Below are 16,221 nucleotides of genomic sequence, written 5' to 3'. Positions count from 1 at the left end.
AGACAATTTTCGATAAAGGATTTTTCAATCGTGCACTCGTATTATATTGAAGTATATACACTCTTCCTTAGTCAAACGCTAAGTATAATGAACTGTTGAGAGAGGATGACATGATGGACGAACAAAAAGAGATGTTAATGAGAAAAATTGCTGTTGCAAACAAGCAGATCCCCGCAGATACTTTGATAAAAAACGGGAAAATAATCGATATCTTCAACCTTGAAATCATGTACGGTGATGTCGCCATTGCTGATGGAATGATTGTTGGAATTGGCGAATTCGAGGGCAAGGAAATAATCGATGCCCAAGGCCGTTATATTTCCCCTTCTTTTATTGATGGACATGTTCACATTGAATCATCCATGGTAACACCAAGTGAATTTGCAAAAGTAGTTCTGCCTCACGGCGTCACTACGGTGATTACCGACCCTCACGAGATTGGAAATGTTTCAGGAACAGAGGGCATTCACTATATGCTTCATGATTCGGAGAACATTCCACTTGATACATATTACATGCTCCCATCTTGTGTACCAGCTACTCCTTTCGAAAACAATGGTGCAGTGTTAAAAGCAGATGATTTAGCACCTCTTTACAAGCATGAACGCGTACTTGGTTTAGCTGAGGTGATGGATTACCCATCTGTGCAGCATGCAGAAGAATCCATGATTGATAAGTTAGTTCTAACGAACAAACACCGCGACCATATCGATGGTCACCTTGCTGGACTAGATGCAAATGCTGTAAATATTTACCGAACTGCAGGCGTTCGTACTGACCATGAATGTACATCCGTTGAGGAAGCACTTGACCGCTTAAGACGTGGTATGTACGTGATGATTCGAGAGGGTTCTGTTGCAAAAGATTTGAAATCCCTCCTACCTGCCGTCAATACGAAAAATTCGCGCCGCTTCGTATTTTGCACAGATGATAAGCACCTTGATGATTTAATTGAAGAAGGCAGTGTTGACCATAATGTACGGTTAGCCATACAGGAGGGCATTCACCCCTTGTTAGCGATCCAAATGGCCTCACTGAACACAGCAGAATGCTACAGCTTACATAACAAAGGCGCCATTGCTCCTGGCTATGACGCAGATTTTTTACTATTAGATGATTTGGAAACGATCCGTATACATAAAGTGTACAAATCAGGAGTCCTTGTTGGTAAAGATAGCAAATACGCAGGACCAGCATATGAGCGAAAACAACCGGAAACAAAGCTCATATCAACGGTTCATGTACCCGAAATAAACGCAAATGACCTGCAAATCGAGATTGGTCCATCACAAGAAGCAAACATAATCGAAATAATCCCGAACAACATTGTAACGAAGCACCTTACCGAAACAACTGCAGTCGAAGACGGGTATTTTGTGCCTTCCATCGAGAAGGACCAACTAAAATTAGTTGTCGTAGAGCGTCACAAGCTAACAGGCAATATTGGCTTAGGGATTGTAAAAGGATTCGGCTTAACTGAAGGAGCAATTGCTACCACAATCGCCCATGATTCCCATAATATCGTCGCAACCGGAACAAATGATGAAGACATTCTGACTGCTATCAACACACTACAAGAAATGAACGGCGGATTGGTCATCATCCATAATGGAAAAGTAACCGCATCGCTTTCACTTCAGCTGTCAGGCTTAATGTCTATCAATGATTATCAAACTGTAAACAAAGGGCTCGGCGAGATCAAGCAAGCATTAGCTCAACTCGGCTACAAAGGTGAATTCAACCCATTTCTAACCCTCTCATTCTTAACATTGCCTGTCATACCAGCTCTAAAATTAACAGACTTAGGCTTATTTAATGTGAATCAGTTCAAACATATCGACGTAAAAGCATAAACGAAAAGCTCACTCTCAAATTGACGGAGTGAGCTTTTATAATTTCTTCTTTTCAACTGTTGGGATAATAAATCGTCTTAAGATAAAATCAAACAGCTTCCAAATCCGGCGACGTGACTGCGGAAGGTGCTTCATATACAAAAGAGTGTATTCCGCTTCACCAGTCGAACCTCGGTTATATTTAAACTGCCCTGCTCCAGCACTTCGATGAAGAAACAGTTTGTTTTCCTTCGCTTCCTCATAAATTAAATACGTTAACATTCGATACATCCCATACTCTTTCGGTAGTGACGTATCATAGCCAAGTACAGGTGTTGTTAGAACACCAGTTAATGTCACGTAAATGATAACACCCTCAAGCCTGCCATTTCGCCTTAACCCTTTTACAGTGCCAAACCCGCTCTCAACTAAGTTCTTCATATACCTCTCTGTAAATTGTGGATTATGATAGGAATAACGCTCTAAGTATAGGGCGTTGTAGAGCGCGACGATTTGTGAATAGTCTTCTTCTGTCAGCTGTTCTTTCGAGACCACTTCATAGCCGTGCTTCTCAATCAACTTCTTATCCTGGCGAATCTGCTTTCGTTGCTTGGCATTCAACGCTTCCTCTTCCACATCCCCAAAGAGATACACATAACGGCTTGGCACCGCAGAAAAACCACTAGCTTCTAGCGCATGAATAATAGGAGTGTGCAGCCGTTTAATGAGCGAACGAAAGGCGATAAGATAATCAGGAAATTCATGCACAAGCCTTGCAGTGATCGCCTGCAGCTGCTCATCACTCACCTTCACATACAAATTCGTGGAAAGAAGCCAGTTGTTCACATATATGATTTTATTCACTTGTGATTTCTGCGCTCGCTTTCCAAGCCTTGAAAGCAAGCCTTCAAGCAATGGGGCAACTGCTGGAATATTTAAGAAGCGCAGTTCCTCTTTCGCATAGGAAATATAGTGGGTAAATGGTGATGTCACATATGAATTCGTATATTCTTCTTCATTGCGGCTGACAGGGAGTAACACGTCGCCACAGCCAATAAAGAGCATTTCTGTTTGTACATTCTTAACGTATGTTGTTGTGCCCTTTTCAATAAGAGGCAGGAAATAACGTTTCATCGTTTCCCCATCTTGATAATCCTCCCAAGGAATGGTTGCGATTGCTTCACGTCTATAAATCGCCGCATTCATCAATTGAATAAGTCCTTTCAACTCGCCGTAATTTCTTATCTCCAGGTTTGAACTGATAATCTAGAAAATGAAAGACAGGAATTTCACACCCTTGACTTTCCAATACTTCCAGAATACCTTCTCTCACCTTCGCTTCTACCTCAGCTCTATCACATTTCGTTTTCATATGTATGTGAAGTTGACTTGGGCTCGTCTGGATGACCTTATATTCTTCAATACGGTCATCCGCTGTTATAACGGCTCTTCGAATAAAGTCTGGAAAAACAGCCTTCACCCCTGCCCCACCTCGTTTCGGAAAATAAAAAAGGTCATCACTGCGGCCTTCAATTTGCTCAATTGCTGTCATCACACTGCCGCATGGACAAGGTTTTTCCTTAAGCGTCAAAATGTCATTGAGCTCATAGCGAATAATCGGCTGTGTCTTCCGCGTAAAGTCCGTAATAATCGGATGAAACTTTGTCTTTTCATTATCTAAAAACTTCTTATCAATCTTCACTAAGTCCTCATTCAAATGAAGTGTTCCATGAGAGCATGTTGTTGCTAAGAATCCTTCTGTACATTGATAGATTTGATGCACTTGCTGATTAAACCCCTCTTGAATAACAGCTTCATCAAGCGGGTCTAATACTTCCGCAACTGTGATTACTTTGATCGGGGAAATGCGCAGTTGACCTCGCTTCTTCTGTTCTGCTAAATAACGCATCATCGAAGGCGGAGCAACTAACACATCAGGCTGTGTGTCATTCAAACGTGTAAGGTGAGCGTCCGGCTCATCCAGTAAGTCATAGAATCCAAATGAAATACGCTTACTGCTAACACTGCTATAGAGATTGCTGTTCGCCCGCAAGAAAAAGGCAATCCGCTGCTTTGTAAGAATGCCCTTTGGAAGAGCTTTCGCTAAAATAATTCCCGCCCACATGAGCCGCTCTTCCTTTGATACTAAAAAAATTCCACGGTTCCCCGAGGTCCCGCTCGATAAGCCGACTGTTATCTCACCAATTGTCGGCGAAAAATCACGTGTATTCTCAGCCTGTAACGCAACTTTGAATGCTTCTTCTTTAGAAATACCAACTGTGTTCAACTCATCAAAGTGGTCCATCATTTTTTGTTTATTCATAAGCGGCAGTTCCTTTAAGTTTCGGTAAAACAGAGAGGAAGCACGCACGAAAGCAAGGTGCTTCTCAATCATTTTGTATTGAAAACCCGCTAATTCTTCACGTGTAGAGAAAGTCCGCTTTTTCGTACGCAAATAATGGTACAAGATTTTTACAACATCCATTGTCATCCTCCTTATAACAGCTTTCTCTTCACAACCCATTCAATGACAGACCACGGCAGAAGCCGCTTTGCCCAGTAGAGAAAAATGGCATCCCTGCCAAGCTGGTAACGCATCTTTGGCTTACGGCTTCGGATAATACGACGAATGACTTGCTGAATTTCTTGAGGGTCACTTCCGCCTTGAAATGACTGCACCGCTTCTGCATACACTTTGTCCAAAAACTCCTGGTACTCCCCATGTGCGATTTGGACATTTGCTAAGCCTTTGTCCCAAATTTTTGTTTTATAGGAGGCAGGCTCAATAAGTGAAACCGAAATATCAAATGGCAGAAGCTCTAAGCGAAGGGATTCACTCAATCCTTCTAGCGCAAATTTGCTTGACGAATACGGCGACATTGCAGGCAACCCAAGCAGACCGCTCACACTGCTGATATTCACAATCCTCGCCTTCTCACTCCCCCTTAACAGTGGAAGCAAGACCTTCGTAACAGTAATCACCCCGAACAAATTCACGTCATATTGTGCTTTCCACTCATCCTCTGTTAATTTTTCGACAATCCCACCCTGACAATAGCCTGCATTATTAATAAGCAGATCAACAACTCCACCCTTCTGCTCCAGCCACTCAGCAAGCCGGTGCACATCGGCTGTATCGGTCACATCAAGCTTCATACAATGAACAGCATTCGCTTTCCCTAACGTGCGTGCAAGCGCTTGGATAGCCGCTTGATTTGCTAAGTTTCGCATTGTGGCAACAACGTAATAGCCCTGGCGAAGCAGCTCTTCTACAAGCGCTGTCCCAAACCCACCGTTACTTCCTGTTACGAGCGCTACTTTGTTCAAAGGTCAGTTCCTCCTTACAATGAGACGGGATAATTCGTACATCTGGATGCCTCTTATGAAAATGATGGATCTTCTGCAATGTTTGTTCAAATTGCGTTCGATTTTGCAGGACGAGATTTGCCAGCCTGCTCGGCAACTGAAGCTCTCGATAGGCCCCGCTGTCCCACGTCGCATCTGCGATTAGGAACGTATAGCCCCCATCTTCCTTGAAAAACAATCCATGCTGTCCCTTCGCATGACCAGGAACCGCAATTGACAAGAAGCTTCGGTCTCCAAACAAATCATAGACTACGCCAAACTCGTCCTGTAGACTCTTCACTTCCGCATCGTCTTCATCCCGTATTTCCAAGCGTGGACAATCCTCAATAAACTTCATCCGCTCCTCAAAATCATAGGGCAATAAGCTTGGGATAAACGCTTGCTTCAAGGCGGAAATCCCGTTTCGTCCTTTTACAAATTCATAGCACTCTTTCGAACAAACAAACGTCGCTTTCGGAAAATCTCGCAGTCCAGCCACATGATCCGCATGAAAATGTGAAATAAAAATATTCTCCACCTGTTCTGGCTCGACTCCGAGCTTGCGAACCTGCTCCACTGCACCATTCATTGGATCAAATACAACAGGCGTTAGCCTTGCATAAATACTATATGGAAATACCTTCGTTCCCTCAATAAAATGCGTTGCATAGCCTGTATCAAACAATATGTTTCCTTTTGTCGGATGCTGCAATAAAAAATAGAGTGCAGGGAACGCAACATTTTTCCAGCGCCCTGCTGTATTCGTAATTTTTTCAAGCTGTGTACAATGCCCGCTCGAAAATGTCGTCCGCTTAATCATGCTTCTCTTCCTTCCACCATGTCACAAATTGCTGTATTCCCTCTTCAATACTGATTCTAGGTTCATATCCAAGCTCTCGTTTCGCTTTTTCAATTGAAAGTGTTTGGCTCTTCGCTAGGACGCTTACGGTATAGCGTGTAAGCGGCGGCTCTTCATTGTTTCGGAAATGTTTAGCACCCCACTCCATTAACCCGGCAAGTGAAAAAGCAACTGAAAAAGGGATTTTCTTCGTATTGAAAGGCATATCCAGCTGGTCGAAAACCTTTTCTAATATATCTTTCAAATGGACACGTTCACCATTTGTAATGTTGTATTTCTCACCTAGTGACGCTTCCGGCGAGTCCATGCAAAGCAAAATCGCTTCAACGACATTTTCAACATACGTTAAATCAAGCAAAGCCTGTCCGTCATGAATTAATGGGATAAATTTCTTTCGATTCGTTTCAATTAAACGCGGGATAATTGTATGGTCCTCAGGGCCAAATAACGCCCGAGGACGAATTGTGATCACAGGCATGCCTTGTTGAAATGCCTCATCAACCACTCGTTCTGCTAAATACTTCGTTTCCGCATAGTGGTTCACAAATGTTGCCGGCAACGGGTCATCCTCCGCAATATTCAACCGCTCATCAAATTGAAAATAAAGGCTAGGCGTCGAGATATGGACAAATCGCTTCAAACAAGCTTGATCACACGCTGCAAGGATCGATTGCGTCCCAAGGACATTTGCGGAATAAAAGGCGTCATAATCTCCCCAAGGTGAGGACAAGGCCGCACAGTGAATAACATAATCTGCTCCTGCACACACCGCTTTCAATCGCTGCGTCTCGTTCAAGTCAACGGCTTCAAAAGCAAGTCCCTCCCGCTGAAGCATTTCACCAATTTCCTGATTACGCCCAAGCGCGATAACGTTATAACCTAAGCCTTGAAGCCGCCGAGCTGTTTTCCGGCCGAGAAACCCAGTGGCTCCTGTGACAACTGCCTTCATGTTGCATCACCATCCCATTGAATATCTTCCGTTGTAGCTTCTAAGATTGAAATCTTTAACCGCCGAGCTTTCCTCCACAGATGAAAATAGCTAACAAACTGATAACTTACCGGCCTCCAATCGCCACGCTCATACACACCGTCCTCAGCATCCTGCATCACTGCTAACCACTCTTTCCACTGCTTCCACGTCCGAAGCTTCGACAATTCTAAAACCATCGCTAACGTTAAGGCAACCTGTTTTTCAGGGTTTGGTTGAATTAATTTTTGCCCATACGATTGTAAGAAAGCAGACGAAATATCGACACCGCGAAATAAGTGAATACCGCTCGTTAAGCGTGGATTACATTCAATCGCAAACAACGCCTCACCTTGTTTGATAAAATCAAAAGCTATCTGCCCTGAAAAGTGATAAGCCGCAACGAATGTTTCAACCCACTTCTTAATTTGCTCGCTTTCCACAGGTGCAAATGTAATGCTTGCACCTCCTCCTGCTGTCCATTCTGTTTCATACACACTATGAAGCAAAAGCTTTCCTTCATACGCAACGGAATAGCTGCAATACTGCTTTCCTTCGATATAGTGTTGGTAGACCCACGGAAATGCAGGCGTGATATCAAGCGGCGGCAAGCTCTCATCACCAGAAAGCTTTCTTACCGAGGTTGAAAATCTAGAATAGACAGGCTTCAGAATCGCTGGTCTTTCTTTGTCAGCCAACCGTTCTAATTGCTCCGTGCTTTCGACAAGAAAAGTCTTAGGAACCACCAGCCCAACGTGTTCTGCAAGCTTTATAAACTCGTATTTATTATGTAAGGTAATCAGTTTGTCAAACTGATCAACAAAGACACGACAATGCTTCGATAGGTGTTGTTTTGCTTTTGCAATATAGAAGATTTCCTCACATGTCGGGATGAGCAGCTCAACTTGCTCAGCTCTTATAATGTTCTCTAGCTCACTTACAAAGCGCTCGTATTCCTTACACGGACTCGGCAAATCGTAATGCTTAAATACGTAGCGTGAAGCCTTCGATAAGTGAAACGGGAAGCTTTCAGCGACAATGATGCGGTGGCCTTGCTTTCCGAGGCTGCGAATGAGCTCAAGTGTGGCAGGTGCTCGTCCACCTGTAACTAACACAACGCTAGTATTCAAGAATCATTCCTCCGATAGACAAACCAGCTGACGTTCCAAGCAAGAGAATCCGATCCCCACGTTTGATTCTCTCTGTTTCAATCGCTTCATGCAGAGCCATCGGAATAGACGCAGCAATCGTATTTCCGTATGTGCTGATAATATTCATAAACCTCTCTTCAGGCACACCCATTTTCTTGCGAATAATCCCCATTGCCATTTGACTTGCTTGATGTGGAATCACAAGTTCAATGTCATCCAATGAATAAGGGACAGGCGCAAATAAACGGTCTAAATAATCGGTCATTAACGTAGATGTAAGACGGAAAATCGCTCTTCCGTTCATATCAAACAAGAAATCTTTTTCATCTGCTTTATCGTAATGGCGCGGAGAAATCATTGTTCCACCGCCTCGTATTTCAGTAAAATGAGCTCCCTTTGAATAGGTCTCCATCTTGGCATGAATGATTTTACTAGAATCCTCATCAGAAGCTCTCTCCACAATGACAGCCACTGCCCCATCTCCGAAAAGGGCTGCACTTTCTTTATTCTCCCAATCTAAGCCGGCAGAGGCGATTTCACTTGAAATAATACATATTCTGCGATAACGATTTGCTTCAATGGCATACGACATCATATCAAGTGCTGTCACAAAGCTAAGGCAGGTAGCATTTACGTCAAAGCAAGGGGTTCCGCTCATCTGCTTGCCTAACTGCTCTTGTACGAGTGCGGCTGTACACGGGATCGCTTGCTGAGGCACCCCTGATGCACAGACAATACAATCAAGGTCTTCATATGTAAGGTTTGCTTTCTTCAATGCCTTTATTGCAGCCAATGCACCCATTTCACTTGCTGTTTCATGGTCTGCAAAATGACGGGTACGCACACCGCTTTTCTTCTCTGACCAGCCCGCTTTCTCGCCGATTCGCACATCTACTTCTTCGGATGTGACGACTCGTTTCGGTAAGTATGTTGCAGTAGCAGTAATTTTAACGTTGAGCACGGGATTCCCCTCCAATATTTCCAATCACTTAAACTTGTTTATCTACAGATTAGCGGTTTCTTACAAAAATTCCAAGTGGCAAGAATTGCAAAGAGGCTGACCTGTAGTCAACCTCTTTCTTACTTAGAAACTACCAAAGGAATAATGCAACAACCGTTGAAATGATTAATCCTATTACAACTGGGAAGAAATTTCTTCGGGCAAGCTCCATAACGGAAACGCCGCAGAAACCAGCAACTGCTACAAGCGAAGACCACGCGATTAACGTTCCGCCTCCCGTCCAAATCGAACCCATTTGTCCGATTGCTGCAAGTGTTGCTGTATCAATATTTTGCGAAGCTAATGCCCCCGAAAGCGCTCCTGTTAATGGCAAGCCGGAGAAACCTGACCCATCTAATCCAGTAATCATCCCGATAAGCAAAATACCAAATGCGGAGAATACCATATTTTGCGGGATAATGGTTTGAGAAGCTTGCACGAGGTCAAATAGGAATGCGGGACTTGGATTATCACCGAGCGACAGAATATTCCCAGCAAATTCACCACTTCCGAGGAAGAAGAAGCCTGCAATCGGAATAACTGGTCCCATCGCCTTGAACGCAAAGACAAACCCATCTGTTATATATTCGCTTATACGGTCCAGTGCAAGCTTTCGATTAAAAGCAAGTGTTGCAAATACTAACAGTAGAACAGCTACACCGCCGATAAACGCTGCACCATCGCCGCCTTCAAAGCCGCCCATACGTCCACTACTAAATTTCGTATACGACATATACACCATCACACTGAACATAGAGAGGGGTACTAAAACAGCAAATAATTTTCCCCAGAAAGGCTTTGTTACCTTTTCTTTCACTTCTGTCATTTCGTTTCCTTGCAGTAATGATAGCTCCTGTTCATTCAATGGGTCATTCGGGCTTCTCATTTGCTTTCGAATCCCAAGGTACGCTAGTAAAATCGCAATGCCACCTGTAATTAGTGACAGCACAAGGGCTTTATCTGCTACTAACGCTTTGTCAATCCCCGCTGATTTCGCGCTTAACATTGGGGCAATTTGCATGACATAGTCTGAAGAAAGCGCCATCCCCTGCCCTGCAAGCGCGACAGCCATCGCCGCACCCATTATCGGCAAGCCAGAGCGGACAGCAGCAGGCACAAGCAATGCACAGATTAACGGAACAGCAGGTGTCGGCCAGAAGAATAATGAAATAATAAATGTAACAGCAATGAGTACAATATAGGCGATATGGCCGTTTTTCATGACTTTCTGAATCGGCGTAATCATCTGCTTATCTGCACCTAAGTCCTTCAAAACGTGAAGCAATGCCACCATGAACGTAATAATTAGAAAGATACTGAACAGCTCTCTTGCGGCTGTTAAGTTGGCATTGAAAACGGATGTAAAGCCACTGACAATATCGCCCTTATAAATCCAAGCAACGAGAAAGGTGCCTAATAATGTCGGCAAGACAACACCTTTTCGAAAAATCATCGTCACGATAACAACAAATGTCACAAGGGCATAGACCCAATGAGCTGCTGTGAGCGCCACTCTTAAATCCTCCTTTTGAGAGAAACTCTCGGTTTGGAGTCATCGTATGCACAGCAGCCCATAGCCGTGTGGGTGAATGCCTAGCTCTTTCTCGATTATTTTACAAATTTCTCATCTAGCTGTTGGATTGGCTAAGATAGACTTCTTCAAATGGCTGTACGACCACAAAGCCTTCTCCAGCAAATTTCATCTGAATCGACTCTCCGCTTCCACGCCCTAAGAATGTTTTCAATGTAATGTCGGTTTGAAATTCAGGCTGGAGGTTCCCTGACCATGCAACAGTTGCATTCGGGTCTGTGATAACAGGCTTATCCGGCGTAACAAGTAATGTTAGAGGTTCATAGTGTGACGTGATCGCCACCATCCCTCTCCCTTCTAGCCGCACATTGAATAGACCGCCTGACATCATGCCTGCAACCTTACGCATCATTTTGATATCCCAGTCAATGCCTTCTTCAAACGCTAATAGGTCATTGCCGTTTACCACAATAGCGTCATTTTGCAGTTCTAGAATTGTAATTTTCTTTCCTTGGTCTGCTAAGTACAGCTTGCCATTTCCATTGGCCTTCATTAAGGACGTACCTTCACCTGTGAAAGCTTTTTTGAACATCTTCCCTAATCCATGCTCAAAAACACCTTCACGTTCGAATTTGATTTGCCCGTTATATGAAATCATAGAGCCCATCTTTGCCCATACGCGGCCTGCAAGATTAATTTCCAGCATGCGTGGTGTTTCTAGTTCGAACAATCCTTCTCCCTTATCCACCTGCTTTGTTTGCTTAATGAACTCATCAATTGAATACTTACTCATTTCAAATCCCTGCCCTTCTGCATGAATATTTAATCTATATAACGATTCAGCACAGGAAGAAGTTTCAATCTAGAAAAAAAACTGCCCTACTTTACAAGCGGGGCAGCCTTAATTTTTCACTTAATAATTAGTAGTTCTTTCGGGAATTTCGTTAATGTTTCGTAACCATCTTTCGTGATTAACACATCATCCTCAATGCGAACGCCGCCGATTTCAGGGTCGTAAATGCCTGGTTCGATCGTGTAGACCATGCCTTCCTTCAGCGTTCCATCATTTAAATGGCTCATGGACGGAAATTCGTGCACGTTGATTCCCATGCCGTGACCAATTCGATGCGGGAAGTAGTCGCCATAGCCAGAGGCTGTAATAACATCACGTGCAACCGTATCTAAATCACCAATCCGAGCACCAGGCTTACTCGCTTCTAATGAAGCAAGCTGTGCTTTCAAGACTGTTTCATAGATTTCTCGCTGCTTATCTGAAACAGTTTTATAAGCAAATGTCCGAGTAATGTCAGAACAATAACCATCCAGCACAACACCCATATCGAATAAAACAAAGTCGCCTGCTTTCAGCTTACGGTCACCTGGGTTTCCGTGAGGCTGTCCTGACTTTTCACCGAACAGTACCATTGTTGAAAATGACATCTCACGAATCCCTTTTTTCTTTAGTTCATACTCGATCTTCGCAAGTACTTCCATCTCGGTAACGCCCTCTTCTAATGCGTCAACCCCGACCTGTACCCCGTAATCAGCAAGCTCAGCTGCTTTACGAATAATCGCAATTTCATTTTCATCCTTCACAACGCGCATCTCATTCAGCTTATCTTCTACTGATAAAACCTTTGCATCCGGAAACAGTGATAAGAGTGATTGACTGCGACCGTAGGAAAGTACTTCTAATTCAATCGCTACGTTATCAACCTTTTTCATATTTCGTTTTTCAAGTGATGCTTTAACCAAATCCCACGGGTTTTCATGGTCTGCATAACCGATCACTTCATCTTTCCAGCCTGCGTCCTTCACCTGGCCTGCTTCCATCCCAGGCACGACCATAATCGGCTCTGCATCTTTAAAAACAAACAACCCCATCAGACGCTCATGAGGGTCTGTATAAAAGTTCGTTAAATAGAAAACATTTTCAGTTGAATTCAAAAATGCTACATCTACATTCTCTGCTTGTAACCATTGCTTCAATATTTGTAGTCGCTGTTCCATTGTTAATTGCCCCTTTATGCAGATAGTCACTTTCAATGATAGCATACGAAAATTTAGCAACCTACGAATTCAACTGGCAATTAGCGCTTACCGACAAAAAAACGTTCATTTTCTTGTTTTTTAGCGACATTGTAAACAAAGGGAAAGAAATTGTAAGATAATTATGAAATAGTTTTGCATCTTTTGGAGGTGTAATTATGGAAGCGATTACAAGAGATTTTTTCCTATTCCTATCGAAGAACAATACGTTAAATCATATTGCTAAAAATAGAGGCGGGAAGTTTGCCGCCGGCAAGCTTATCGGCGGAATTGACTTTCAAAGCTCGATTAAATTTATTCGTGAATTAAATGAAAAAGGTCTGGCTGTCACAGTTGACCATTTAGGAGAGTTTGTCGACTCCGAAGAAATCGCAAATGAACGTACAGAGGAATGTATCCAAACCATTCAAACAATTAGCAGAGAAGGTCTTAATTCACAAGTATCACTGAAGATGACCTCCCTTGGCCTTGATATTAGCCATGAGCTTGTCGTAAAGAATATGACGCGGATATTAGATACAGCAGAAAAGCACCAAGTGATGGTAACGATTGATATGGAAGATGTGCCCCGCTGTCAGAAGACGTTGGAACTCTTTCAACAGTTTAAAGAAAAATACACTTATGTCAGCACTGTTCTTCAAGCATACTTGTACCGTACAGAACAGGATTTGAACGAGTTAAGTCAATACAAACCATTCCTACGGCTTGTAAAAGGAGCTTATAAAGAATCAGCAGAGCATGCCTATCCTGAAAAAGCAGATGTCGATGAAAATTACAAAAAGCTAATCAAACAGAGCCTGCTGAATGGGAACTATACAGCAATTGCTTCACACGATGACCAAATCATTGAATTTACGAAGCAATTCGCAAAAGAAAATAATATTTCACCGAGCCAATTTGAATTCCAAATGCTGTACGGCATGAGAAACCAGACACAGCATGACCTTGTAAAGCAAGGCTATAACATGCGTGTGTACGTACCATATGGATTGGATTGGTATGGCTATTTCATGCGAAGACTTGCAGAAAGACCTGCAAACCTTGCCTTTGTCTTTAAAGGAATGGTGAAAAAATAAACGGAAATGATAAGGACAACGAGCAAATGCTCTCGTCCTTTTTTGTTTGCCCCTATACATAAGCCGCACTGAAACGTATGATAAGAGGAAAGTTGGCAATATGAGGGAAGGGGGATAACATGGAACATTTCAATGAAAAAATTCTTTCTCTTACCGACATTCATGAGATTACGACTGTTATAAGCAATGCCTTAAAGAAACCGATTATTGTTGAAGATGAACAATTTTCATTAGTAGCTTATAGTTCGTATTATATTAATCATTTTGATGAAGCAAATCAGCTGACCATTCTATCAAAAGGGTGCCCGCTTTCCATTCTGGAGACATTCATAAATGAAGGAATCGTTGAACAGCTGAAAACCATTTCAACACCTTTTCGTGTGGAGCAAATTGAGGAAATTGGCTTAAATCAACGAATTGTCGTCAGCGCGAAGCATAAGGAAAAGATTATGGGCTATATTTGGGTCCAAGAAATCGACCATGAATTAACGAGTGAGGAGCTAGACTTTCTTCACAACATCTCCTTCCATGTCGGTAAGGTGCTATATAAGAAGAATCAATTGAAATTGAACAAGGAAGCTGAGAAGGATCAATTCTATAATCGCATTATGAATGGCAGCTACAAGACGGAAAAGCAGATTATCTCAGGGGCCGCGAATGTGAACATCATTCTTCCTTCTACCTTCACCGTGTGCGTCTTCACAGTTCCTCAAATTGAAGAAGAGGTCTTTGGGGATTTAACGGAAACGACTCGCCTCTACGCCAATGCGCTTGAATATCCGACACAGCTCTTTATTCATGACTTCAATATCGGGGTCATTCTTGGCAGCAAACACGCCTACATAACAGGGCGGTTAACAGCAAGTGCCAATGAGCTCGTCAACACTGTTATTAATCATTTCGCCAAACAAGATATTCAAGTCTTTGCAGGGGTCGGCAACGAATACACGAACATCTCCTCATTGCGTAAATGCTACTTAGAAGCTTTAGAAGTGATTAAGACATCGAAATTCATCAGCACCTATCAGCACGTCTCCTATGAATATAAGAAGCTTGGCGTCTTTCGCTATCTTGAAACGATCTCACAGCAAAATAACCAGAGCAACTATGTGAATGAAGAACTGTTGCTGTTAAAGCAAAAAGATCAAACGAATCAAACCTCTCTTCTGAAAACACTTGAAGTCTACTTGCTCAATAACTGTAAGCTAAAGCCTACGGCAGAACAGCTTTTCATTCATACGAATACGTTGAAATACCGCATAAATCAAATTACCGAGCTAACCGACATTGACTTCTCAGATTTCAATTTGAAATGTCAGCTGTATATTGATTTGCAGCTGTTAAAAAGCGAGGAATGAAAAGAAGCAACCATCACTTGGATGATTGCTTCTTTCAATTTAGTCAATAAAGCTTTTATCAATTAAGCCGCTTAAATCTGGCTTTTCCGTTAAGAAGCCAAGGTCGTGAGAAGAATTCGCAAATTCTTGAAGCGCTTCTTCGTTAATTTCGTAAGTGAAATTAATGCGGTCCCATGCTTTTTTCACGACAGATTCAGAAAGCTCTTGTCCTGTAATTTCTTTAATGCTGTTTACGACAATTTCCTGTGACTCTTCTGGATTTTCGTTAATATAGTCTGTTGATTTTTTATGAGCTTCCATTAGTTTTTCCGTTAGCTCAGGATTGTTTTCAGCCATGTTGTTGTTTGTTGCATACACGGCTGCTGGAAGTGTTTCACCAAATGAAATCTTGTCACTATCAATAATCGGCTTCGCGCCAACCTTTTCTTCTAGGAATGAAGCCCATGGCTCAGGTGCTGTCGCGACATCTACTTGGCCTGATTGGAACAGGTTCACATATTGAGCTGGTGCGCCTGTTTGGTGCTTCATCGTTCCACCTGTACGTTGAGATGTAATGCCCAATTCCTTCATATATGTTTCAAATTGAACATCATGCGTGCAGCCAACACGCGGGGATACGAATGTTTTTCCTTTAATATCTTCAACAGATTCAATGCCACTGCCATCACGTGCAACAATGACTGTACCGCCAGTTGAACCGGCTGCGATGACTTTCACTTCAGCCCCGTTCATATAATGGTTCATTGCTGGTCCTGGACCGACCATACCTCCATTTAACTCTCCTGCTTTAAGTGCCGTCATGAATGCTGCACCATCAGGGAATGTACGAAATTCAACTTCAATATCGTCACCTAACGCTTCTTCATAAAATCCTTTGTCCTTCGCAACCATCGCTGCTGCGTGGTTAATGTTTGGGAAGTAACCAATCACAACTTTCTCAGGCTTGCCGTCTGCTGACCCACTATTTCCGCAACCAGCTAACACGACCATTAAACTTGTTAACAATGCAAACATAATTGATAGACGTTTCTTCACTTTCCAATCCCCTTTCAA

14 protein-coding genes are annotated in these 16,221 nt (G+C 42.8%); 3 read left to right on the top strand and 11 right to left on the bottom strand.

The features are described from left to right. Window positions 1–113 precede the first annotated feature (113 nt). A complete protein-coding gene (gene ade / locus LC040_18650) occupies window positions 114–1,853 on the top strand; it encodes an adenine deaminase (protein ID WLR53343.1) in 1,740 nt (579 codons plus the stop codon). A 36-nt stretch (window positions 1,854–1,889) separates the two neighbouring features. Here ade and LC040_18645 read toward each other — a convergent pair whose 3' ends face one another. From LC040_18645 to LC040_18600, 10 genes are all read right to left on the bottom strand, one after another. Continuing rightward, window positions 1,890–3,038, bottom strand: coding sequence for a GNAT family N-acetyltransferase (locus LC040_18645; GenBank protein WLR53342.1), 1,149 nt, complete (start codon window positions 3,036–3,038; stop codon window positions 1,890–1,892). Continuing rightward, window positions 3,019–4,317 carry an adenylate cyclase gene (locus LC040_18640; GenBank protein ID WLR51156.1) on the bottom strand — a complete coding sequence of 433 codons (1,299 nt, stop codon included), beginning with the start codon at window positions 4,315–4,317 and terminating at the stop codon, window positions 3,019–3,021. The genes LC040_18645 and LC040_18640 overlap by 20 nt, the downstream gene beginning before the upstream one ends. A gap of 11 nt (window positions 4,318–4,328) precedes the next feature. Beyond that, window positions 4,329–5,159 carry an SDR family NAD(P)-dependent oxidoreductase gene (locus LC040_18635; GenBank protein ID WLR51155.1) on the bottom strand — a complete coding sequence of 277 codons (831 nt, stop codon included), beginning with the start codon at window positions 5,157–5,159 and terminating at the stop codon, window positions 4,329–4,331. Beyond that, window positions 5,128–5,997 (bottom strand): MBL fold metallo-hydrolase, encoded by an 870-nt coding sequence (locus LC040_18630; protein WLR51154.1) that lies wholly within the window; start codon window positions 5,995–5,997, stop codon window positions 5,128–5,130. Before LC040_18630 ends, LC040_18635 begins: the two co-directional genes overlap by 32 nt. Continuing rightward, window positions 5,990–6,985, bottom strand: a complete 996-nt coding sequence (locus tag LC040_18625) for an NAD(P)-dependent oxidoreductase (GenBank protein WLR51153.1) — start codon at window positions 6,983–6,985, stop codon at window positions 5,990–5,992. Before LC040_18625 ends, LC040_18630 begins: the two co-directional genes overlap by 8 nt. Then, window positions 6,982–8,133, bottom strand: a complete 1,152-nt coding sequence (locus LC040_18620; GenBank protein ID WLR51152.1) for an ATP-grasp domain-containing protein — start codon at window positions 8,131–8,133, stop codon at window positions 6,982–6,984. Before LC040_18620 ends, LC040_18625 begins: the two co-directional genes overlap by 4 nt. Further along, on the bottom strand, window positions 8,123–9,115 hold the full coding sequence (locus tag LC040_18615) for a beta-ketoacyl-ACP synthase III (GenBank protein WLR51151.1): 993 nt from the start codon (window positions 9,113–9,115) through the stop codon (window positions 8,123–8,125). Before LC040_18615 ends, LC040_18620 begins: the two co-directional genes overlap by 11 nt. A gap of 130 nt (window positions 9,116–9,245) precedes the next feature. Continuing rightward, on the bottom strand, window positions 9,246–10,667 hold the full coding sequence (locus tag LC040_18610; protein ID WLR51150.1) for a hypothetical protein: 1,422 nt from the start codon (window positions 10,665–10,667) through the stop codon (window positions 9,246–9,248). A gap of 115 nt (window positions 10,668–10,782) precedes the next feature. Continuing rightward, window positions 10,783–11,478, bottom strand: a complete 696-nt coding sequence (locus LC040_18605; protein ID WLR51149.1) for an AIM24 family protein — start codon at window positions 11,476–11,478, stop codon at window positions 10,783–10,785. A 116-nt stretch (window positions 11,479–11,594) separates the two neighbouring features. After that, window positions 11,595–12,695, bottom strand: coding sequence for a Xaa-Pro peptidase family protein (locus LC040_18600; GenBank protein ID WLR51148.1), 1,101 nt, complete (start codon window positions 12,693–12,695; stop codon window positions 11,595–11,597). 197 nt (window positions 12,696–12,892) lie between these two features. Between LC040_18600 and LC040_18595 the strand changes: the two genes are divergently transcribed. Together LC040_18595 and LC040_18590 are read left to right on the top strand one after the other, a co-directional pair. Further along, window positions 12,893–13,810 carry a proline dehydrogenase gene (locus LC040_18595; protein ID WLR51147.1) on the top strand — a complete coding sequence of 306 codons (918 nt, stop codon included), beginning with the start codon at window positions 12,893–12,895 and terminating at the stop codon, window positions 13,808–13,810. A 119-nt stretch (window positions 13,811–13,929) separates the two neighbouring features. Further along, complete coding sequence (locus tag LC040_18590) at window positions 13,930–15,168, top strand: PucR family transcriptional regulator (protein ID WLR51146.1); 1,239 nt, start codon at window positions 13,930–13,932, stop codon at window positions 15,166–15,168. 39 nt (window positions 15,169–15,207) lie between these two features. Here the strand turns inward: LC040_18590 and LC040_18585 are convergent, their stop codons facing one another. After that, window positions 15,208–16,203 (bottom strand): aliphatic sulfonate ABC transporter substrate-binding protein, encoded by a 996-nt coding sequence (locus LC040_18585; GenBank protein ID WLR51145.1) that lies wholly within the window; start codon window positions 16,201–16,203, stop codon window positions 15,208–15,210. Between the last annotated feature and the right edge of the window lie 18 nt (window positions 16,204–16,221).

This window comes from Bacillus tianshenii (assembly GCA_020524525.2).
In the GTDB taxonomy this organism is placed as follows: Bacteria; Bacillota; Bacilli; order Bacillales; family Bacillaceae_N; genus Bacillus_AV.
Note: the sequence above shows the minus strand (reverse complement) of the source record. Positions and strands in the feature narration are given on the sequence as shown.